The organism is Pseudomonas sp. GM18, from assembly GCF_000282195.1.
Taxonomy (GTDB): Bacteria; Pseudomonadota; Gammaproteobacteria; order Pseudomonadales; family Pseudomonadaceae; genus Aquipseudomonas.
The window spans coordinates 71,033-90,833 of record NZ_AKJT01000007.1 but is presented as its reverse complement, the minus strand read 5'-3'; the positions used below and the strand labels follow the sequence as shown (position 1 = coordinate 90,833).

General features: G+C 55.4%; 21 protein-coding genes and 1 pseudogene. 10 read left to right on the top strand and 12 right to left on the bottom strand.

The genetic code is table 11. The features are described 5' to 3' along the window. On the top strand, positions 1-262 hold a 262-nt coding region (locus tag PMI21_RS29805; RefSeq protein ID WP_238541190.1), incomplete at its 5' end, for a hypothetical protein. A 323-nt stretch (positions 263-585) separates the two neighbouring features. Here the strand turns inward: PMI21_RS29805 and PMI21_RS25275 are convergent. Then, positions 586-2,127 carry an HAL/PAL/TAL family ammonia-lyase gene (locus PMI21_RS25275; protein WP_007933940.1) on the bottom strand — a complete coding sequence of 514 codons (1,542 nt, stop codon included), beginning with the start codon at positions 2,125-2,127 and terminating at the stop codon, positions 586-588. Positions 2,128-2,222: 95 nt separating this feature from the next. Here PMI21_RS25275 and PMI21_RS25280 point away from each other — a divergent pair, with 95 nt between their 5' ends. Then, positions 2,223-3,251 (top strand): LysR substrate-binding domain-containing protein, encoded by a 1,029-nt coding sequence (locus PMI21_RS25280; protein ID WP_238541189.1) that lies wholly within the window; start codon positions 2,223-2,225, stop codon positions 3,249-3,251. 403 nt (positions 3,252-3,654) lie between these two features. After that, positions 3,655-3,852 (top strand): annotated as a pseudogene (locus PMI21_RS28540) (Arm DNA-binding domain-containing protein); the annotation flags it as partial. A gap of 28 nt (positions 3,853-3,880) precedes the next feature. Here PMI21_RS28540 and PMI21_RS25285 read toward each other — a convergent pair. Beyond that, complete coding sequence (locus PMI21_RS25285) at positions 3,881-4,297, bottom strand: winged helix-turn-helix transcriptional regulator (protein WP_033063795.1); 417 nt, start codon at positions 4,295-4,297, stop codon at positions 3,881-3,883. A gap of 97 nt (positions 4,298-4,394) precedes the next feature. On the opposite strand from PMI21_RS25285, the gene PMI21_RS25290 reads away from it, so the two are divergent. Next, positions 4,395-4,802: a DoxX family protein gene (locus PMI21_RS25290; RefSeq protein ID WP_007933933.1), complete on the top strand. Its 408-nt coding sequence runs from the start codon at positions 4,395-4,397 to the stop codon at positions 4,800-4,802. A gap of 12 nt (positions 4,803-4,814) precedes the next feature. Continuing rightward, the gene (locus PMI21_RS25295) at positions 4,815-5,558 is read left to right on the top strand and encodes an SDR family NAD(P)-dependent oxidoreductase (RefSeq protein WP_007933931.1); all 744 of its coding nucleotides are present in this window, start codon (positions 4,815-4,817) and stop codon (positions 5,556-5,558) included. 254 nt (positions 5,559-5,812) lie between these two features. Here PMI21_RS25295 and PMI21_RS25300 read toward each other — a convergent pair whose 3' ends face one another. Next, a complete protein-coding gene (locus tag PMI21_RS25300) occupies positions 5,813-6,406 on the bottom strand; it encodes a hypothetical protein (RefSeq protein ID WP_007933928.1) in 594 nt (197 codons plus the stop codon). Positions 6,407-6,545: 139 nt separating this feature from the next. On the opposite strand from PMI21_RS25300, the gene PMI21_RS25305 reads away from it, so the two are divergent. Beyond that, on the top strand, positions 6,546-7,160 hold the full coding sequence (locus PMI21_RS25305) for a TetR/AcrR family transcriptional regulator (RefSeq protein WP_007933926.1): 615 nt from the start codon (positions 6,546-6,548) through the stop codon (positions 7,158-7,160). On the opposite strand, the gene PMI21_RS25310 is transcribed toward PMI21_RS25305, so the two are convergent. Further along, entirely contained in the window at positions 7,151-8,185 is a 1,035-nt protein-coding gene (locus PMI21_RS25310; protein ID WP_007933924.1) for a GlxA family transcriptional regulator, read from the bottom strand. The genes PMI21_RS25305 and PMI21_RS25310 overlap by 10 nt on opposite strands. A 211-nt stretch (positions 8,186-8,396) precedes the next feature. On the opposite strand from PMI21_RS25310, the gene PMI21_RS25315 reads away from it, so the two are divergent. Then, complete coding sequence (locus PMI21_RS25315; protein WP_007933922.1) at positions 8,397-9,278, top strand: NmrA family NAD(P)-binding protein; 882 nt, start codon at positions 8,397-8,399, stop codon at positions 9,276-9,278. Between the two features lie 47 nt (positions 9,279-9,325). After that, complete coding sequence (locus PMI21_RS25320; RefSeq protein ID WP_238541188.1) at positions 9,326-9,790, top strand: MarR family winged helix-turn-helix transcriptional regulator; 465 nt, start codon at positions 9,326-9,328, stop codon at positions 9,788-9,790. Between the two features lie 150 nt (positions 9,791-9,940). Here PMI21_RS25320 and PMI21_RS25325 read toward each other — a convergent pair whose 3' ends face one another. From PMI21_RS25325 to PMI21_RS25345, 5 genes are all read right to left on the bottom strand, one after another. Beyond that, positions 9,941-10,480, bottom strand: a complete 540-nt coding sequence (locus PMI21_RS25325; RefSeq protein WP_007933918.1) for a hypothetical protein — start codon at positions 10,478-10,480, stop codon at positions 9,941-9,943. A 110-nt stretch (positions 10,481-10,590) separates the two neighbouring features. Further along, positions 10,591-11,373 (bottom strand): alpha/beta fold hydrolase, encoded by a 783-nt coding sequence (locus PMI21_RS25330; RefSeq protein ID WP_007933917.1) that lies wholly within the window; start codon positions 11,371-11,373, stop codon positions 10,591-10,593. A 158-nt stretch (positions 11,374-11,531) separates the two neighbouring features. Continuing rightward, positions 11,532-12,971 (bottom strand): MFS transporter, encoded by a 1,440-nt coding sequence (locus tag PMI21_RS25335; protein WP_238541187.1) that lies wholly within the window; start codon positions 12,969-12,971, stop codon positions 11,532-11,534. Positions 12,972-12,979: 8 nt separating this feature from the next. Next, entirely contained in the window at positions 12,980-13,861 is an 882-nt protein-coding gene (locus PMI21_RS25340; protein ID WP_007933915.1) for an NmrA family NAD(P)-binding protein, read from the bottom strand. 168 nt (positions 13,862-14,029) lie between these two features. Then, positions 14,030-15,052, bottom strand: coding sequence for a GlxA family transcriptional regulator (locus tag PMI21_RS25345; RefSeq protein WP_033063789.1), 1,023 nt, complete (start codon positions 15,050-15,052; stop codon positions 14,030-14,032). 121 nt (positions 15,053-15,173) lie between these two features. On the opposite strand from PMI21_RS25345, the gene PMI21_RS25350 reads away from it, so the two are divergent. Further along, positions 15,174-15,815 carry an HD domain-containing protein gene (locus tag PMI21_RS25350; RefSeq protein WP_007933911.1) on the top strand — a complete coding sequence of 214 codons (642 nt, stop codon included), beginning with the start codon at positions 15,174-15,176 and terminating at the stop codon, positions 15,813-15,815. Positions 15,816-15,868: 53 nt separating this feature from the next. On the opposite strand, the gene PMI21_RS25355 is transcribed toward PMI21_RS25350, so the two are convergent. Further along, the gene (locus PMI21_RS25355) at positions 15,869-16,702 is read right to left on the bottom strand and encodes a DUF2182 domain-containing protein (protein WP_007933909.1); all 834 of its coding nucleotides are present in this window, start codon (positions 16,700-16,702) and stop codon (positions 15,869-15,871) included. Then, on the bottom strand, positions 16,699-17,367 hold the full coding sequence (locus PMI21_RS25360; RefSeq protein WP_238541186.1) for a DUF1326 domain-containing protein: 669 nt from the start codon (positions 17,365-17,367) through the stop codon (positions 16,699-16,701). Before PMI21_RS25360 ends, PMI21_RS25355 begins: the two co-directional genes overlap by 4 nt. Positions 17,368-17,470: 103 nt before the next feature. Here PMI21_RS25360 and PMI21_RS25365 point away from each other — a divergent pair, with 103 nt between their 5' ends. Beyond that, positions 17,471-18,451 carry a GlxA family transcriptional regulator gene (locus PMI21_RS25365; RefSeq protein WP_007933906.1) on the top strand — a complete coding sequence of 327 codons (981 nt, stop codon included), beginning with the start codon at positions 17,471-17,473 and terminating at the stop codon, positions 18,449-18,451. 255 nt (positions 18,452-18,706) lie between these two features. On the opposite strand, the gene PMI21_RS25370 is transcribed toward PMI21_RS25365, so the two are convergent. Further along, the gene (locus PMI21_RS25370) at positions 18,707-19,684 is read right to left on the bottom strand and encodes an aliphatic sulfonate ABC transporter substrate-binding protein (RefSeq protein ID WP_007933905.1); all 978 of its coding nucleotides are present in this window, start codon (positions 19,682-19,684) and stop codon (positions 18,707-18,709) included. Between the last annotated feature and the right edge of the window lie 117 nt (positions 19,685-19,801).

Here is a 19,801-nt window from a genome sequence, read left to right as displayed (position 1 = left end):
GCCAGCTCTTGGCGGTCAGCTTATTGCCGCGGGCGGCGCGGATTTCTACGTCACGGTACTTTGTAGGTTTCCGGATATTGTCAGTCACGAAAAAGACTCCTCTGCGATCAATCCAAACCAGCCCGGGCAGTGGGCGAGGGAGCGTGTGCGGGAAGGCCCGTCACAAGCGGAAACAGGTTCTGTGTGCCGATCTTTCTGGCTGCTCATGCGCACACGCGCTTACTTGTACATACAAGCATATGCAATCAAGCGGCCAACTTGATGGCTCATCGTTCAATAAAGCTTGGGATTTGGTTGAAACGCGTTTGAAACAAAGGTTTAGCGGGAGGCGTTTCTTCCGGAGGATTTTTGCGGCAGTGTCACGACCGTTACTTGAACATGAAATTGCGCCACGCTGGGGCGCTCGGTGACAGTTTGGGAGATAGCGGTGCGCGATGGGAAACAACTGGAACGAATGCATTTGTGGCGAGGGGGAGGGACGGGCACTGGACAGCACCAATGCAGATCCAGGCTCGGCTCCAAGGCTATCCTTCGTCGTCGAGATGCAACGACACGGTCGAAGGAGGGCCTTGGAGTACATCCTGTTTACTCCAGGTTTTTCTGTACTGTTGCCAGTATTTCACCACTACGGACCTGTTCGGTGACACTCACCATGTCAGAATAAAAGGCACGATCATGGTCGGCGACTGGCACGCGGCTACGCACCAGGTCATAAACCGCCTTGGTGACGCTGGAAGCCTTGCGCACGTCATGGAAGTCCAGGGCCTGGCAACCCACCAGCAGTTCAATGGCCAGCACTGACTCCAGTTTTTCGGAAACCTTGTAAGCCTTGATGACGGCGTTATAAGCGAGGCTGACCAGATCCTCCTGGTTGGCGCAGGTCGAGAAACTGTCGACAGAGGAAGGGAATGACAGCGCCTTCATTTCCGCATACAGGCCAGCCGCGGTGTATTGAAGGATCATGTACCCGCTGTTCAGGCCCGGGTTGCGCACCAGAAAGGCCGGCATTTCACTGAAGTGCGAGTTGACCATGCGGTCGATACGGCGCTCGGAAATCTTCGCCAGATTGGCCAGCGCCACGCACAACGAATCCGCTGACATGCCGATGTAGCTGCCGTCGAAGTTGGCGCCTGAGATGGCAATGCCGTCGCCGTCCTCAAGCGGGTAGATGATAGGGTTATCGCCCGAGGAGTGAATTTCGTTCTCGATATTTTCCCGAGCGTGATCGATGAATCTTTTCGAAGCACCATGCACCTGGGGAATGGCGCGCAGGCTGTAGGCGTCCTGAAGCCGGTAGTCGATGTTTTCGGCGATCAGTTGGCTGTCATGCAGCATCGCCTTTATATCCCTGGCGGTTTGCGCCTGCTCCTTGTGTGCCTTGATCGAGTGATAACGCGGGTCGAAGGCCCGAATCGTGCCTTTCAGCGCTTCAAGGGAGAGGGCCGCGGTGACGTCAGCCAGCGAGGCGGTTTGCATGGCGTTGTAGAGGGCCAGAATGGCGATGGCGGTTACCGACATGGTGCCATTGAGCATGGCCAGGCCTTCTTTGCACTGCAGGTCCGTCGGTTGCAGGCCGACCTGTTCCAGTGCGGTGGCGCCATCCACCCATTCGCCGCCATTGACCCTGGCTTTGCCTTCGCCCAGCAGGACCAAGGCCAGGTGCCCCTCGACGGCCAGATAGCCCACCGAACCCTCGCCAGGCGCAAACGGCACGACTTCGTTGTTGAGCAGAGCGGCAATCAGCTCCAGCAACTCCAGGCGCACCCCCGAAAAACCTTTGCCAAGGCTGATCAGAACCATCAACTGGATCGCACGAACCTGCTCACGCTTGAGCGGCTCGCCCACGGCGACGGCGTGGGAGCGCACGATATTGACCTGGAGCTCCTTGGCATTCTGCGGCGAAATCACATGCCGAACGTTATCGCCGAACCCGGTGGTCACCCCATAGACCAGCCGATTCTCATCGAGGAAACGCTCCACCAGGCCACGGGACTTTTTCACGCGGTTCTTGTAGGTCTCGGAAAACGACACCTTGGCCGAATAACGGGCTACCGCGACAAACTCTTCGATGGAGGGCTCTCTATCGCCGAGGACTACCTGAGTGATCTGTTGAGGATGAGCTTTCATTGCGAACTCCCGAGAAACGAAATGGTTGAAGGGGGGGCTGGACCGGCCAGGCCTTCGCTCGATTGAGCGTGGGAGAAGGCTAAAGCGATTTTTATATGAAGAAAATATGGCAATTTCTGTCAGTTTTATTAGAATTTCTAAACTTAAAATGCTTTCGAGACCTTCGCATCGTCATGAGTCGTTTACCGCCCTTACGAGCCCTCCAAATATTCGAAACCGTTGGTCACTGCGGCGGTATATCCCAAGCTGCAAAACGATTGAACATTTCTGTGGGCGCCGTGAGTCAGCAGATGAAGTTGCTTGATGAGGCGCTGGGCATGAGCTTGACGGTCAAGGAGGGACAGCGCTTGCGGCTGAACGCCATTGGCCAGCGTTTTCATGCGCGGTGTTCTATAGCATTTGAAGAGTTGAGAGCCGCCGTTTCCGAAGTAGAGCGGTCGAAAAACCCCAACAATTTGTATGTCAGTGGCCTGCCTTCTCTCATGACCAAGTGGCTGGCGCCCCTTACCTACGAATGGCAGCGTGAGAATGGTGATCTCGACATCTATCTAGATGGCACTCTGGCGGATACTTCGGAGGAGGAAAACGCAGATTTTCGTATAGGCTATGGCGAACCAGGCCAATATGGCGGGCATAGCGTTGTACTGTTCCGCGATTGTGTGGTGCCGGCATGTTCACCGACGCTTTTAGGCCATCCAGCCCATGTGGAGCATGCTGGTGATCTGCTTCAATACCCACTTATCCGAATCGATTCGCGGCCGAAATTTGACTCACCCCCCTCATGGGCCGAATGGTTTGAGCTGGAAGGCGCTGCCGTCGAGCAGACGATTGCCATACGTCGAAGTTTTTCTTCATCCAGCATGGCTATTCAAGCAGCCATCGATCACCAAGGCATAGTACTGGCGCAGTTTTCGATGATTGCCCGTGACATCGATGAAGGGCGCTTGATCATTCCTTGGCAGCGAGCCATGCCTCTTCCCTCGCCGTATTACCTGAGTTGGCACCCTAACACTTTGCAGAAAACACAATGTCGGGCATTTCAACGCTGGCTGATTGGCCGAGGGAGAGCACAAGAGGACATTACTGACTCCTTGATAGCTGCGCAGCCAGCGAGTAATAAGTGATTCGTAACCACAGAGTGCTACCAGGTTTCGAGTTTTTGACAATCTGGGCCGATTGCTGCCCGTTATCATAGGCAGCATTGGGTCGCCAACAGTCGGTTGTGAATTAACCGGTGAGCGGGGGGGCGACTTGTCAGTGGGGACGCTTCTCGAGCTGAATCTGCGTAATTGATTCCGTCAGGTTGATGATGGTCTCCAATTGGATATGAGCAGAATCCAATAGCCTCGCTTGGAATTACCCCTTTTTTAGTTCCAGTAAACTCCACTCGAAAACACGACCATCCACGTTTTCTTAGTACATTTTTTAGTACATTAATCCGGCGCTTGGTAGATCACTTTTTCGTGGGACTCGCCTCTCTGGAAACCGTACAAATCTCCTCTATTCAAACAAGATGGAGATTGTACGATGGCTCTCACCAACACGGCAGTCCGGCACGCCAAACCCCGTGCCAAGGACTACACCCTCCTTGACTACAACGGCCTCACCCTTGTCGTGAATACGAAAGGCGCTAAGTGCTGGCACTTCCGCTTTTCCTGGGCGGATAAGCAACCCCGTATTTCTCTCGGTACCTATCCTGAAATTAGCTTACGAGATGCTCGTGCTCTTTGTGATGTTGTGAGGGCACTGGTCGCTAGGGGCATCGATCCGCGTGTCCATCGGCAGCTGGAGCGGTGCTTTTGGGTTTACGACCGCGCGAGTCTGGCTTCACTGGCACGCTTTTCCCATACTCGCTCCACCATAACGCGAGTGCCTCCATCGTCGGCCCGAGCGCACGGGCCTTTGCTGTCATTTCATATTCGACGCGAGGGGGCACTTGCGCGAAGACTGTTCGCGACACAAGGCCATCATTTTCGAGCTCACGGAGTTGTGCCGTCAGCATGTGCTGGGTGATGCCGCTAATCGCCTTGCGCAGTTCTCCGAAGCGATAGATCCGCTGGTTCAGCAACCACATGATTTCCAGCTTCCACTTGCCTGAGAGCAGCGCAAATGCACGGCGCATTTCCTCGTGCATATTGATCTGATCGTCACCATTAGTCTGGTTTTCCATACTAAGCACCACTTTTTCATCCTACTTGTAGCTTTTCATATTAGGCGACATCTTTGATCTAAGTCGACGCATTAACGCTTGCTTAGGACCCCCCCCTATGATCGAAAACTATATTTATTGGATCAGTACGACACTGCTGTCGTTGCTGTATCTGGCCTCGGCGACTATGTACCTGGTTAAAAGGGACTGGGTTCGCCAAGCACTCGCTGACCTCGGCTACCCAGCCTATCTCGTGGCGTTTCTCATCGCAGTGAAGATCCTGGCGGTGGCCACCATCTTGCTGCGCATCAACGTGCCGCTTAGTGACCTCGCATACGCCGGCATGCTTTATCACCTTCTGCTCTCCGCTTCAGCCCACATCAGTGTCCGCAAACCTGGCGGTGCGTTGCCGGCAGCTATTTGCCTGGTGTTGCTCGTCGCTTCTTTCCTCACCCAAAACACCGCACGTGAAGTGCCGTCACCCTACGGCCAAATAACAACAGCATATTCAGTAACTCCTGACTGACTGGAGAGCAACATGTCCCGACTCAATGGAAAAGTAGCCATCGTCACTGGAGCCGGTCGCGGCATCGGCCGTGCCACAGCGAAGCTATTCGCGGCGCAAGGTGCGAAGGTGGCGGTTCTTTCGCGCACGGCTGAAAATGTCGATCACGTCGTCGCCGATATTCAGGCGGTGGGCGGTGTCGCGCTAGGAGCAGTCTGCGATATCGCCGATCCCGATCAGATCAAAGCTGCCGTAGACAAGGTGGTGGCTGCGTATGGCCGTATCGATATCCTTGTGAACAATGCCTTCGATCCCTCGGTTGTCCTTTCATCGGTGATGGATCTGACGGCCGAGCAATTGCAACGCAATTTCGAAATGGGACCGATTGCCTATCTGCGCACGATGCAAGCCTGCTATCCCCACCTCAAAGCCAGCGGGGAGGGCAGGGTCATCAACTTCGCCTCGCTGGCCGGTGTCATTGGCTTGCCGGGTTACGCCCCTTACAACATGGCGAAGGAGGCGGTGCGTGCCTTGACTCGCTCGGCGGCAAGGGAGTGGGGCGCTGACAAGATCACTGTAAATAATGTCATGCCGGTCGCAGACACTTGGGGTACTGCGGCGGATGTGCCTGCTCCCACTAACGTACTTGGCCGTTATGGATCGCCTGAAGAGGACATTGCGCCGGTTGTGCTATTCCTCGCCAGCAAGGATGGGCAATTTATGACGGGATACAGCTTGACGCCGGACGGCGGCCAAATCATCGACAGCGCACGCTGATTTTACCGTCCGGCTCCGAACGTTTGCTCCACCGAAACCACAAGAAACGCCTTGGCGCGTCTTGTGGTTTTTTCAAGCGATGTTCACCGATGCAACAGGCTCCCGCGAGGCTACGCGTACAGCCAGGAGGGCAAGAGCAGCCGCCACGCCCAGCAACGCGGCGCTCAACTCGAAGGTTGTCAGTGTTCGGATTTACTTCGAAGGTCTCTGACCCCCGGCGGCAACCAGATCAGCATCTGGCTGCCGCACTCATATCAAGCGTTCACTGTGTCAGGAATATCGCTCACGACCTCAGTGAGTTCGCCGGTATCAATGTTGTAGAAGAATCCGTAGATTTCCACGTGTCGTGGCACTCCCGGATGGGCACGGACGACTCCAGCGTCATATTTAAGTGAACTCTCGAAGTCCGAAATACAGATGCTGTCGTGGTCGAACGCGGACGAAATATCGCTGCCGTGCTCATGCTTGAACGCATCGATGATGCCATCGGTGGTGAAAGATGTAGCGCCGCAGAAAGAGTGATGCACCACGACGACTCTCTCTATGCCGAACAAATGCACCATGGTCGCGATTGACTGTACCCCCGCGACGGCACGCCCCCCGGCAACGGATACCGGAAACAAGGTAGTCGTATGGCCCACCCGATTCCCGGCCTCGTCAAGCACGTTTTCGCCTGGGTAGACCTCGCCAAAATGCTGGGCGACAACGGCCGGAACCTCCGACGCACGTGGATCGAAACAGTGAATCAGCACGGTTCGCAGATTGACTGCCTTGGCGAACAGGGGGCGGAACTCCGATTCGTTAAACCGTGGCTGTGCTCTGAACGAGAAATCATTGAGGTTGGGCATTTTTTGTCTCCGGTATCCTGGACGGTTCTTGTGGCTGGGCTGAGCCCGCACGTCAAAAGTACACAGATCTGTCTACCTGCTCAAGAGAAAAGTAGACAGATCTGTGTACTTGCAATAGGCTGCACGCTGGAGAATTCTTATGACTATTGATGCTTCGGGTTTCAAAGACCTGCGCCTTGAGGAAATGGCCTCTCTCAAGCCCCGCGATCGTATTTTGAAAACGGCGATTACCCTCTTTAACGAGGGGGGCGTACACACGATCGGGATTGATCGGATCATTGCCGAAAGCGGTGTTTCCAAGAGGACTTTCTATAACTACTTCCCCTCAAAGTCCGATCTTGTTGCTGCTTATCTGGATTTTTCTCACTGGCTTCGGTTTACGAGTCTAAACAAGTACACCGCGCGGGCTGGTGGGGATGCGAGAGCTGAACTTCTGGCGGTTTTTGACTTCCTCGAATACTGGTTTTCCGAAGAGGATTTTCGAGGGTGTACCTTTGCTCGTGGCCTGAATGACTTCAGCGACGAAGCTTCAAGTAACTTGCGTGTAAAGGTCAGCTCGCATTTTGACGAGTGGGCAAGCTTCATTGGCACTCGCTTGTCCCGGATCATGGAGCCGGGCAGGGCAGAGGTCATTCTTCCGCAATTTTTAAGCCTTATCACGGGCACGACCGTTGTTGCGCACGCCTCTGGTGATACCAGGATCGCGCAACTCAACAAGCGAGTTGCCGAGTTCTTGTTGAGTTCTCAGGGTTGAGTCGGCTCGGGGCTCTTGTCAAAGCGGTGGGCGTATTCCAAAGGGGTTATACCGAAGTGGCGTGTAAATGCCTTTCTTAGTACCTCGGCGCTGTGATACCCGTTGCGACGACAGATGTCGTGCATCGATTTCTCGCCAAACGCAAGTGAACGGCAGACCGCCTCCAGCCGAACGTTTTCGACGTATTTCGCGGGCGTGGTCTGCAACTCCCGTTGAAACATCCGAATCAATGTCCTGACGCTGGTTGAAGTTCTGGCTGCCATTATCTCGACGGTGAGCTCCATATGCAGATGCTCGCTGATCCAGAGGCATAGCTCGTTCAGGCTTGAATCGTGTGCGCGTTGTGACTGCAATGCGAAACTGAATTGCGCCTGTCCGCCTGGACGACGTAAAAACAGAACCAGGTTCTTCGCTATTTCCAGTGCAAGGTCATTTCCCAGATCCTCGGCCACAAGCGAAAGCGCCAGGTCAATTCCAGAGGAGATACCGGCGGACGTATAGACGTTGCCGTCTTTTATCCAGATGGGGGTTGGGTCAACCTTCACTTTGGGATAACGCTCAGCCAGGCGTCGAGCGACTCCCCAATGTGTCGTCGCGCTGCGCCCGTCCAGCAGGCCCGCTGCCGCCAGGGCAAATGCTCCAACACAGATAGAGCAGACGCGACGCACTGTCGGCGAGCGCATTCGAAGCCAGTCTATGGCTACCCGATCGATTTGTTCGAATGTCATGGCGCCCGCGGTCACCAGCAGGGTGTCGATGGGTTTGTTCGAACGACACTCCTGCTCAAGGGTACTGTGCCCTTTGAGTCCAATGCCTGTTTCGCTCTCCAGGTGCACGTCAGGAGATGAGCAGACCAGTTCAAGTACGTAAGGGGCCATTCCTCCGTCAGCCATTTGATTCGCCCACGCGAATACTTCTGCTGGCCCGATCACGTCGAGCGCGTCCACCGGTGGCAGGCCCAATATGACAACCCGCTTCTGCCTGGCATCTGCAGGCAGGACGACTGGTTTCGTGAGCTTTGCCATTGGAAGTGCGTCCGCGTATCCGGAGACAGGAAAATTATATCGGCAGAAGTCACCCTTGCTTGGCAAATGAACTTGCCTCCATCCGCTGAACGGTCATCCACACACGTTGACAGTAGGAGCATGTGCTCGTAAATTAATTCACATAGGGGCATATGCTCTTATGTGAATTTTCCAGGGGCATTTGCTCCAGCTAATCGAGAGAGCCAAGATCATGAGCGCAGCTGAAATTCTTGTAAGTGGTGCAACGGGGCGTACCGGTGGGGCTACCATCGATGAGCTGCTCAAGTTGGGAAAACGTGTCCGCGCTTATGTGCGCACGGACGATGAGCGAGCCGCAGCCCTAAGGGCGCGTGGCGTTGAAATTGCCATCGGTGATTTCACCAATATCGATGACATTCGTGCGGCGATGGAAGGCATCCGTTCGGCCTATTTCCTTTATCCGCTGGCATCGGGAATCATCGAAGGTGCAGCGTATTTTGCCCAGGCCGCAAAAGAGGCCGGGGTAGAGGCCATCGTGAACATGTCGCAGATTTCCGCGCGGCGTGAGTCCAAGAGTCATCTGGCGCAGGATCACTGGATCTCTGAGCGCGTCTTCGACTGGTCGGGCGTACCGACAACGCACCTGCGTCCCACGTTCTTTGCGGACTGGCTCGCTTACCCTCACTTCGCCAAGGAGATCTGGGCCAGCAAAAAAATCGAATTCCCCTTTGCGAATGGTCGTCACGCTCCCATTGCTTCCGATGACCAAGGACGCGTGATCGCCCACATCCTGGCCAACCCGGCGGGGCACGAAGGTAAAATTTACAGCCTTCACGGCCCTGTCGAGATGAATCACACCGAAATCGCGGCGGCCATGAGCGAGGTGCTGGGTGCGAAAATCGAGTACGCCCCGACATCGATCGAAGAGTTCGAGCGTAAGATGACGCAGGAGTACAAGTTCCCGGCCGCCTTGACACAACATTTGGTTGAAGTCGCGCAGGATTACCAACAGGGAGTCTTTGCAGGTGTGAATGACATCGTGGAAAAAATCACCGGTACGGCTGCGTTGACCGTGCAGGCGTTCATCGAAAAGTACCGGGATGTCTATGCATAACCGGTCCGCCGGGTACTTGAAATAATCATCAGCCGTAACGAGGAAATATGAAGATGTTGCCGGTTAGCCAACCGTTAGGGATCGACCAGTGCAATTGTTCCGCAATCAGGAAGGCGAGCCGGCAGATCACTCGCTTTTACGATGCGCAGCTTGAGCCATCGGGTCTGCGAATCACCCAATACCTCACATTGGCGGCGCTCTATGAAATGGAGACTGCCGCGATCAATACGCTTGCTGAGCGTCTCGACATCGAGCGCACGGCGATGGGGAAAATGGCGGGTTTCCTTGAGAAGGGGGGATTGATCTCGATCAGTCCCTCACCCTCTGACGGTAGAAGTCGCCTCGCAGCGCTAACCGAGGAGGGCAGGAACTTGTTCAAAAGAACCGCTCCACTCTGGCAAGAAGCCCAGCGTCAGTTTGAGCAATTGAATGGCGCTGAAAACGTAGCTTCGCTCCGACAGGATCTGGCCCAAGTGAAAGTCGGTGATGTGAGTGGGATATCTGATGAGTGAAATGCTCTTGGGCGAGCAGAGATACAGCGCCTGCATCGACTTTTGCAGCATCGCGAGCCAGCGCTTCACGGGCAAATGCCAGGCCGAGTCCGCGACTGGCTCCCGTCACGAACACGACTGAATCCTTGATCTTCATTTTTTAAATACTCATCAGGAACCAGGAAGGAAAGGTCGTATCGCGGCAGCGGAGATATCTGGCGGCGTCAGTCGCCGATTCGTCGTTGAGCCGCCGATGTAGCGCTCGGCGATCATCCAGCCGTTATCGGTCTCGCGCAGTCGGTCAAGCATCGGCGAGTACATCCAGATCATCGGCAGGTAATCACTCTCGGTCAGCTCGCCGTCGCTCATTTTCGGAGCGTCTTCAGGCACCGCATAGCGTACGAGCAGGTTGTGGTATCGGACTGCAACGAGCCCGTTTTCTTCTTCATCCACGATATGGCCCGAGCCGCAACGACTGACTCCAGGAACCAGATAGGGATAGATCTCGGTGAGGAAATGGCGGATGTTGGCTTCACCGCTGACTTCACCCTTGAAATGGAAGACCTTGGCGTCGGCCGTAAACGAGTTGATCATTTCTTCGAGATCCCATGTCTCGAACAGCCAGTTCACACGGTTGACGAAATCGACGGCACTTGCTCGCTTATCAGGATCAATCTTGCGTGCAGCAACCACTTTCGGAAAGAAGCGCATCATTACCTCCTAAACAGAACAACCAGCACTGACATCGCACAAAGCGAATGCTCGATTCGCCCATTCCGTCTTTCTCCCAATGAGGTAAACGCTCTTTATCGTGCCTGGCGCTATGTCCGCAGTTCCTGCATGAATTCATGAGTAGCTGCCGCAACCTCATTGGGATTTTCCAGGGGGGACAAGTGTCCGGTACCGGGCAGCACCTGCATTCGTGCGCCGGCTATTCGTGGCAATAATTCACTTTGAAGCGTAGCGGGTGGATCGACCTGATCGAGCTCGCCTGCGATCACCAGAACGGGTACGTTGATGGACAAGACGTCAGCGGTAATGTCCTCAACCATACCGCCCAGTGGCCATGCAGCTTTGGCCTGCGGAGCGCCCCGAAGGCTGTCGACGATGACCTGCTCGTAAAGCTCCGGAGTCAGGCTTTTTGCGGTGAGTACGTTATCGAGTGCCCAACTGATCGATTCCCGGGTGTCGTAGATCCTGGCCATTTCAGCCCGTTGTTCCGGTGAAAAGTTCATTGGTGACGGAGGCGACGGTGATACGAGGATCAGGCCCTGAAGTCCTGACGGCTGACCGGACGCAAATAGCTGCGCGACCTTTCCGCTCATTGAGTGGCCGACAATCACGTAGCGATCGAGGTTGAGGGTTTCAATGACGTCCTGCACGTCGTTTGCAAGATCACCCAGGGTGTAACCCTGCTCGGGTGCATCCGACTCGCCCCAGCCTCGGTGATCCATGGCAATCGACCGATACTGGCTATCAAGGTCACGGATCACTCCGTCCCACGTCCGACTCGAACCGCCGTAGTAATGGAGAAACAGGAGCGCAGGCTCGCCGCTTCCGCTCTCGTTCACATAAATCCGAGCACCTCGGGTCTTCACATGCATTTTGCTTCTCCGCGCTCAACGACGAACTCACAAACGCTGGACGTTGCGAGTCATGCAAGGTGTCAGCGAACATCAGTCTATGCCGCCTGAAGAGGGGGCAAGTGACATAACCCAGACGATTTCTGCCACTTTCTCTTTGTAGCTGCAGACGACATCCATCACGCGTGTTGGGCGACTGGTTTCTTATCCCGCTGTCTGATCGTCAACAGGGTCAAGGCCGCGATCAAGCAGAGTACGCCGCCGGTAAAGAACGCCGGTAAATAGCTAAGCAGTGCCACCCTTGACAATCCTGCCCCGAAGGCTGCGACAGCGGCCCCAATTTGATGACCGGCAAAGATCCAGCCGAACACCAGCCCCACGCGCTCTGCACCGAAGCGGGAAGCGGCAAGCCTCACCGTTGGAGGAACGGTTGCGATCCAGTCGAGTCCGTAGAACACGGCGAATAACGAAAGGCCGTAGATCGAGAAGTCAGTAAAAGGGAGTGCGATCAATGACAGGCCACGAAGGGCGTAATACCAGAACAGCAGCCGACGGTTGTCGAAGCGGTCGGAGAGCCAGCCGGACGCGACTGTTCCCATAAGGTCAAAAACACCCATCGCCGCCAACAGCCCCGCTGCTTTGACTTGCGAAATACCGAAATCGCCGCACATCGGGATCAAATGAACCTGAACCAGGCCATTGGTCGTTGCGCCGCAGATAAAGAATGTTCCGAACAGAATCCAGAAAATCCTGGTTTTCGCCGCGTCACGGAGGGCATCCAGAGAGGCCGCGATGATCGATGCGCCACTCGAAGTAACGGCAGGGATCGGGACAGTGCCAGCGTCGCCGTAAGGTCGCAAGCCCATATCACTCGGACGATCCCTCATCACCAGCAGCACCGCCAGTGCAGCGATCACCAGCATGACGCACATCAAACCGAGTGCCCAGCGCCATCCGGAGTGATCGGTGATGTTCGCGAGGATTGGCAAGAAGATGAGCTGGCCTGTTGCCGTACTGGCGGTGAGAACACCGACGACAAGCCCTCGACGAGCACTGAACCATCGCGATGCGATGGTGGCACTGAGGGTCAGCGCAGTCATACCTGCACCTATGCCGACCGCTATGCCCCACAGGATGAAAAGCTGCCAGATCTCAGTCATGCCCAGTGACAGCAAGAGGCTGACCACGATGACCAGCAGAGCCGTGAGGGTGACATTGCGCAGGCCGTATCTGTTCATCAGCGCGGCGGAGAAAGGAGCCATCAGACCGAAGAGCACGAAACGGATCGACAGCGCTGATGAGATTTCTACGGTGTTCCAGCCAAACTCCATTTGCATCGGAACGATGAAGACACCAGGTGCGCCGACCGACGCGGCGCTGATCAGGGCGGTAAAAAAGGTGACCGCGATCATGGCCCAGCCATAGTGAATATTACGGCGAGCGAGAGCAGTTGAGAGCCATCCGGAAATCATATGGTTTCTTCTTGGGGGAAGGGGATGGCGGAAAAACCGGCAGCCCTGGGCAGGTAAGCCTAAGTAATCCTCAACGGAAAAAATTGACTGTTTCTGGGTGATTTTTGCCAGATCCCGAAGCTGCTCATAGCTGGCATCGGCAAACATCAGCACTATCAAGCCATGAATGCCTGCTTATTCATTCGAACGAATTCGCTGACTGTTTGAGGCGGCGTTCCGGTTACCTCGCGGATAATCTCGTCCTTGCCTTCGAAAATGCCGTTTTGGTAGTCAATCGCCACTGCCATGAAGTGCTGGATCAAAAATGCCGGCAGATTGTAGGTCTGCAAGTGTTTGCGATACTCCATCATGGTCGAGGGTGAATAGGTGATGGTGCGACCTACAACGCTGCTGATTTCTTCAGCAATTTGCGCGTGGCCGAGTTCTTCAGGGCCGTGGAGTGAGTAGGTTTTCCCGATATGATCAGAAGGTTGCGTGAGAAGCGTCGCAATCAGACGCGCCTGATCTTCTGCAGCGATTGGCGCATGTCTTCCCGATCCATAGGGCAGGGTGATTTTGTTCTCTTTGACGATCTGATCCAACACCCATGGGAACGTCAGCGATTCAGAAAAGAACGTCGGGCGTAAGTGGACAGTCGGGACATTCGACCAGTCAAATAAACGCTCTGCGACCCAGTGGTTGCGCGCAGCATGGCTCAACGAGTTTTCGCGAACTGAAATCTGCGACATCTCGACGACAACTTCGAGGCTTGCTCTTTTAGCAGCATCTGCAAAATACGCCGCTACCTGGACGTAGTCCGGACGTACCGGGTAATACAGGTAGGCGCCCGAAATGCCTTTCATCGCACGACTGACGTCGTCCTTGTCCAGAAGGTCGCCCACAAAGATCTCAGCGCCATCGTCCTCCAGTATTTCACTGCGCTCATCTTGCTGTTGGATGAAAGCACGCACTGCGTGCCCCTTATTCAGAAGATGGCGAATGGCACAGGTTCCTGTTTTGCCCGTGGCACCTGTGACGAGATACTTGCGTCCTTGCATGATGAAAACTCCGTAGTGATGGCGCGCCCGTTGCGCGTCACACTGCACTGTCGCCTGACCTGTTGTATGTCCGTCTACGGTTGCGATGTGTCAGTTGTCACACAGTTTAAATGCTGTTATCTGAAATAATTGACAATTTACCGGTGATTAGTGCCACGGCATCTCTTATTAATCGCTGATTGGAGAAAAGCGGTGTACATACTCTTTCGGACTCACACCAAGACGTCGTATGAATGCTTTCCTCAATACGTCCACACTTTGGTATCCACTGCGACGTGCGACTTCTTCCATCGATCGAACCCCTAGCTCTATCGATCGACAGGCGGCCTCCAGCCGGACATTTTCGACGTATTTTGCAGGTGTGGTCTGCAGTTCTCGCTGGAACAGACGTATCAACGTTCTGACACTTGTGGACAGCCGGTCTGCCAGGATCTCAACGGTGAGTTCCGAAGTCAGATGCTCATTGATCCAGACACATAACTCATCCAGAGTCGAGCCAGACACATGCTGCGATTGAAGGGCGACACTGAATTGTGCCTGCCCTCCAGGGCGCCGTAGAAACAAAACGAGGTTTTTTGCCACTTCCATGGCAAAGCAATCGCCCAAGTCTTCACTGACCAACGCAAGCGCCAGATCAATCCCGGCCGAGACACCGGCTGAGGTGTACACATTGCCGTCTTTGACCCAGATTGGATTCGGATCGACCTGCACAAGGGGATAGCGCTCGGCCAGGCTGCGTGTCATACGCCAATGAGTCGTTGCCCGTCGACCATTCAAAAGCCCCGCCTTGGCCAGGGCAAATGCCCCAACGCAGATGGAACACACTCGCCGGATATTTTCGGATCTTGTCCTGATCCAGTCGATGGCGGCTTCGTCCAGCCGATCCTGCGCTTCCCAGCCTGAAACGACGATCAAGGTATCGATCGCTGTACTTTCATCACGCTCTTGCTGGAGTGTCTTGTGCGCCATAAGCGCAATGCCGGTGCAGCTTTCCACGCGTAAGTCGGCGCTTATCCCCACCAATTCGAGGATGTAGGGCTTGTCGTCACTGCGGTGCAACTTATTCGCAAAGGCGAATACTTCTGCCGGCCCGGTGACGTCGAGAGAATCCACGGGGGGCAGTCCCAAAATCACCACGCGCTTCGGCCCCCGGCCTGAAAGCGGAGGTTTTGCTCTCGTTGTTCTGCTCAAAGCTATTTCTCACTGGAATGTGATGCACAGGTTGGCACAAATCATCCGCAAATAGTCAATTGTGCCGGATGGCGATGTTTAAACTGAATTTCGAACCAACGTCATTCACAGGAAAACAACCATGAACACTCCTATCATCATTGGCGGCTTCAGTGCCCCCGACTCTGAACTTGCCCGCAAGGCCTCCACTCTCGTCGAGCGCGTCCACCCACCGGCGCTGTTGCACCATGTACACCGGACATGGTGGTTTGCCGAGTTCCTCGGACAGAAGCGCGGCCTGAAATATGACCGCGAGGCGGTTTACCTCGCTGCGCTATTGCATGATTTGGGACTGACGAATGAGTTTGCTGCCGACCAGCGCTTTGAAGTCGACGGGGCCGATGCTGCCAGCCGCTTTCTGCTGGCGAACGGCTATTCGGAGTCGAAAGCCGAGCTCGTCTGGGACGCCATTGCCCTTCATTCCAGTGCAGGTATTGCTGATCGCAAGCAGTCGGAAATTGCACTTGTTTACATGGGCGCGCATGTCGATGTGATGGGCCTCTTCATTGAAGAGATCACACCATCACTGATTGACGACACTCTTGCGCTGTACCCCCGTGTCGGGATGAAAGCGGCATTCACTGCTGCAGTCGCCGAAGTCGCTCGCAAGAAGCCTCACACGGCGATTGGCACCGGCCTGGGGGATGTCGGGCGTCGCCACATCCATGGTTTCGATTGCCCGAACGTGTGCGACCTGATCGATAACGCTCCATTCGATAGTTGAGGCGACGTTTTGCTTGCAGTGGCCAGTGACTTGCCGGCGTCATTGCTGACAAGTCAATGCACATGGGACACGCTCATGGAGGGAAGCAAAGGATTTTTAAGAAGCGGCAGTGTGTCCGGTGATATCGCGATCCACATTCCTGTCACCACCAGGAACACTGCGATCGGAGTCGCCAGCTTCTGGCCATTGGGCAGTACCTTCTCAGCGAACATCAACAGCGTCAGCAGCGCCATCCAGGCGGGGCTCATGACGCCGACGGCGAACATGACCGCCATCAGCGCCCAGCAGCAGCCGACGCAAACCATGCCGTGCCGCGCGCCCATCAGAACGGCGCCGACATTGCCGCCTCGCCAATAGCGAGCGAAAAACGAGAACGGCGATCGGCATCCCGTCAGACACACATTTTTCAGGGATGAGACCTGGAAGGCGCCGGCAACGATAAGTACAGCCCCTGCCCAGTAGGGGCCCATACGGTTCCACGCAAGGAATTCCAGGCCGAATGACCGGATGGCGGAGTCCAGGAGATAGGCGGCCAGGCCGTAGCCCACCCAAGCGACACCATAGCCAGCGATGAAGCAGGTCATGCGCTGCGCTTGTGTGATGGGTTTGCTTCCCCGGGACTTCAGCATGCCCGCGAAGGCCGTAATGTAGTTGAGTTCTGACGGCAGCATCATTGCTGTCAGCATGACAATCCAGCCAGTAAGGTAAGTTGGCAAGTCGTGCAGTGGCGTTCCTGGCCCCTCGTCCATGTCGCCCATGACCACCAGCATCTCGAACCAGGTTGCCAGGCTGAGCGCAACGACAACTATCGTCCATCCCAGCCCTTGTTGACCTCGCCCGAGGGCTGAAGCCGCCGCTCGCGAAGTGGATATGACGGTTTTCATCATGGTGCGTCCGGCCCATGCCAGTCGAAAGGAATGTGCTTGCTCGCTTGGCCGGCCGGAATGTTTTGATCAAACCCGAATGCTTTCCAGCGTCCGGCAACGCTCTTGCCCCAGGTAACAGGTGCGTCGGTCGGGCCGACTTCGCTGCCGGGAGGGTTGAAGCTCTGCAGCAGCTTCGTCGGGTCAGAGGTCGGCCCCTTCAAGGCCTGGCCGCTCGCTTCGACCTTGTCATCGACCGTCACCCGCCAGCGCTCAAGTGTGCTCTCGATATCGACGGAGATTTTCGCAAACTCGACGCCTCTGAGTTCACGTACATGTGTGGGCACAAACTGCGTCATCCAGCCTCCGGCCGCCCCGGTGAAAATCGCTGCCAAAGCCGCTCTTTGTGCGTCATCGGCGTCTGCGTCGAGGAAAACCCCTGCATCCAGCCAGGCGCCATCCCAGAGATTGCCGGTGAAGTTGGCAAGCAGGACAACCTTCAGACCTGCCATGGGAGTCGGGCCATAGTGACCTTCATTGATTCGGTACGCCCAAAGCACCTCGCAGTGATTGCCTGTAGGAGGCTGAGCGAATGTGCAGGGGCACGGCGAATTGCACGAACAGACATCTAGCCACTCACCTGAGATTCGCCACTGCGGAGTTTCAATTGCAGCTACTTGATTTGCCATCTGCCAGCCCTTTTATTGGTCGGTAAATCTTTTGAGGATCATGGGCTGGAGAGCTGAAGGTGTCCCGTGGCGATTTCGACATAGATAGGGTTAATATCGACAAATGACATTACCTTCCAGCATTGAGATCGGCATCGTCCGATTTCCCGGCGTACAGCTCGCCGCCATCTACGGTTTGATCGATCTCTTCAAGGTTGCCGATCGCTTTGCCGTGAAGCATCACAACAAATCCTCAGCGTTCCTGCGGGTGAGCCAGTGGCAAATTGAAGAAGCGAACGGGACGCCTGTCAGTGTCGATGAGGAAAGCGAGGAGGGGGGTGGAACGCCTACCGTGCTGCTGATGCCACCTCGACTTGGTGAGCAGATATCGACACAGGAGGCCGCGCCCTTCGTTGAGTGGCTACTCAGCCATCATCGTGCAGGGACAACGTTGTGTTCCGTCTGTGGAGGCGCATTCCTGTTGGCTGAAACGGGTCTTTTATCCGGACGGTCGGTCACTACGCATTGGGATCATGCCGATCTGTTTCGGCAACGGTTTCCCGATGTGCATCTCGATACAGACAGATTGGTCATCGACGACGGCGATATCATCAGCGCGGGTGGGTTGATGGCGTGGATTGATCTTGGCTTGAAGTTGGTCGACCGTTTTCTCGGGCCTGTGATCATGGCGCAAACCGCGCGCTATTTATTGGTGGATCCTCCTGGGCGAGAACAACGCTACTACAGCGCGTTTTCCCCGAACCTGACCCATGGCGATGCCGCTGTGCTCAAAACTCAACACTGGCTGCAAGCAAGTGGAGCGAAGGATGCAGCGCTTGCTTCGCTCGTAGCGCGTTCAGGGCTGGAAGAAAGAACCTTCCTTCGGCGCTTTCGAAAGGCAACGGGTTTTACGGCTATCGATTATTGTCAGAGACTGCGCGTTGGGCGGGCACGTGAAATGCTGCAATTCAGCAATTTGAATGTGGAGTCTATTGCGTGGGATGTCGGTTACAGCGACACCGGTGCGTTCCGAAAGATCTTTATCAGGATTACGGGGCTGACGCCTGGTGAATATCGACAACGATTCAACGTGAACCGACAGTGAATTTTGAGTCTTGTGGCGTTGAGGTTTCAAGGCTTTGCACTGAGCGATCCGCAGAGTTGGCCGTCAGTAAAATCTGACGGCCTTCGCTTGCAGTTCTTCGACCTATCAGCCGCTGAGCTTTTGTAGGGTTCTCTACGCCCTTATCCATGACTGGCGCAGGTGAAGATGCCCAGTAGCAGGCAAGCGGCATTTTTGAAAAAGCCCGGCATTGGGCCGCACTCTCATTGAATGCGAAGCATCGATATCATCCACGCCTCACGGTCGCCAAATCCCGACATCCTTCGCATCCACCGTTTTGGGCAACAGGCCGGCGGCAAAGAACGCATCGGCGATTTTCTGCTGTTCACCCAACTGATCGATTTTTACCGGTTGCACCTGATAGCTGCGATGGGTATTGGCGCTCTCGACGGTTTCCACTCCGAGGTTGCCCCACAATGGGCTGAGTACTTGAGCAGCGTCACGGGGGTTGGTTTTGATCCAGCTACCGGTTTTGTACAGTTGGTCGTAAACCACCTTGAGTACTTGCGGGTGCGTTTTGGCGTAGCTGGTGCTGGTCAGGTAGTAGCGTTTGTAACTGGCCAATCCATCTCCGTCCGCAAGGGTGCGGGTCGGCAATTGCCGTTGCGCGCTGGTGAGGAAGGGTTCCCAGGTGACCCAGGCGTCGACTTTGTTGTTCTCGAAGGCGGCGCGACCGTCGGCAGGCGACAGGTAGGCCGGTTGTATGTCAGAGAACTGCAGGCCAGCCTTGTTCAGGGCTGCGATCAACAAATAGTGGGAGCCGGCCGCTTTGGTCACCGCTACTTTCTTGCCTTTCAGATCCGACAATTGCTGCAGAGACGAGTCCTTGTGCACGACGATCGCCTGGGCTGAAGGTGAAGGCGCTTCCTGGGCGAAGTAGGTCAATTTAGCCTGCGCGGCCTGGGCGAAAATCGGCACGGTGTCCGCAACGTCGGCACTGATGTCGACGTTGCCGACGTTCAGTGCTTCCAGCAGTGGCAGGCCACTGGGAAACTCATGCCAGCTGACATCAATGTTCTGTTGCGCGAGGGTTTTATCCAGAGTGCCTTGAGCCTTCAACAGGGTGATCAGGGTCGATGATTTCTGGTAGCCGATCCGCAGCGTTTCCCGGGCCTGGGATGGCAGGGCAAAGGACAGGGTAGCCAAGGCAACAACCAGGCCGGTCAGCAGTGGACGACGGAGTTTCGCTGGAGTATTTCGGGTGGGCTTCGACATGGCACGCTCGCTTTTGGGCAACGGAGAGGGTGAGGGAGAAGGGTGATCTGCTATGAGAATATGGTTATAAAAAATATTTTATAAATAATGTTTAAGCATTAGCTTAGTGAGTTTATG

Bases quoted from the DNA above. Each gene is read 5' to 3' on its own strand.
- PMI21_RS25295 (WP_007933931.1), top strand. From the start codon at position 4,815: ATGTCCCGACTCAATGGAAAAGTAGCCATCGTCACTGGAGCCGGTCGC.
- PMI21_RS25355 (WP_007933909.1), bottom strand. From the start codon at position 16,702: ATGATGAAAACCGTCATATCCACTTCGCGAGCGGCGGCTTCAGCCCTC.
- PMI21_RS25340 (WP_007933915.1), bottom strand. From the start codon at position 13,861: ATGCAAGGACGCAAGTATCTCGTCACAGGTGCCACGGGCAAAACAGGA.
- PMI21_RS25365 (WP_007933906.1), top strand. From the start codon at position 17,471: ATGACATTACCTTCCAGCATTGAGATCGGCATCGTCCGATTTCCCGGC.
- PMI21_RS25370 (WP_007933905.1), bottom strand. From the start codon at position 19,684: ATGTCGAAGCCCACCCGAAATACTCCAGCGAAACTCCGTCGTCCACTG.
- PMI21_RS25310 (WP_007933924.1), bottom strand. From the start codon at position 8,185: ATGGCAAAGCTCACGAAACCAGTCGTCCTGCCTGCAGATGCCAGGCAG.
- PMI21_RS25300 (WP_007933928.1), bottom strand. From the start codon at position 6,406: ATGCCCAACCTCAATGATTTCTCGTTCAGAGCACAGCCACGGTTTAAC.
- PMI21_RS25290 (WP_007933933.1), top strand. From the start codon at position 4,395: ATGATCGAAAACTATATTTATTGGATCAGTACGACACTGCTGTCGTTG.
- PMI21_RS25315 (WP_007933922.1), top strand. From the start codon at position 8,397: ATGAGCGCAGCTGAAATTCTTGTAAGTGGTGCAACGGGGCGTACCGGT.
- PMI21_RS25280 (WP_238541189.1), top strand. From the start codon at position 2,223: ATGAAGAAAATATGGCAATTTCTGTCAGTTTTATTAGAATTTCTAAAC.
- PMI21_RS25305 (WP_007933926.1), top strand. From the start codon at position 6,546: ATGACTATTGATGCTTCGGGTTTCAAAGACCTGCGCCTTGAGGAAATG.
- PMI21_RS25335 (WP_238541187.1), bottom strand. From the start codon at position 12,971: ATGTTTGCCGATGCCAGCTATGAGCAGCTTCGGGATCTGGCAAAAATC.
- PMI21_RS25330 (WP_007933917.1), bottom strand. From the start codon at position 11,373: ATGCATGTGAAGACCCGAGGTGCTCGGATTTATGTGAACGAGAGCGGA.
- PMI21_RS25325 (WP_007933918.1), bottom strand. From the start codon at position 10,480: ATGCGCTTCTTTCCGAAAGTGGTTGCTGCACGCAAGATTGATCCTGAT.
- PMI21_RS25275 (WP_007933940.1), bottom strand. From the start codon at position 2,127: ATGAAAGCTCATCCTCAACAGATCACTCAGGTAGTCCTCGGCGATAGA.
- PMI21_RS25360 (WP_238541186.1), bottom strand. From the start codon at position 17,367: ATGGCAAATCAAGTAGCTGCAATTGAAACTCCGCAGTGGCGAATCTCA.
- PMI21_RS25320 (WP_238541188.1), top strand. From the start codon at position 9,326: ATGAAGATGTTGCCGGTTAGCCAACCGTTAGGGATCGACCAGTGCAAT.
- PMI21_RS25285 (WP_033063795.1), bottom strand. From the start codon at position 4,297: ATGGAAAACCAGACTAATGGTGACGATCAGATCAATATGCACGAGGAA.
- PMI21_RS25350 (WP_007933911.1), top strand. From the start codon at position 15,174: ATGAACACTCCTATCATCATTGGCGGCTTCAGTGCCCCCGACTCTGAA.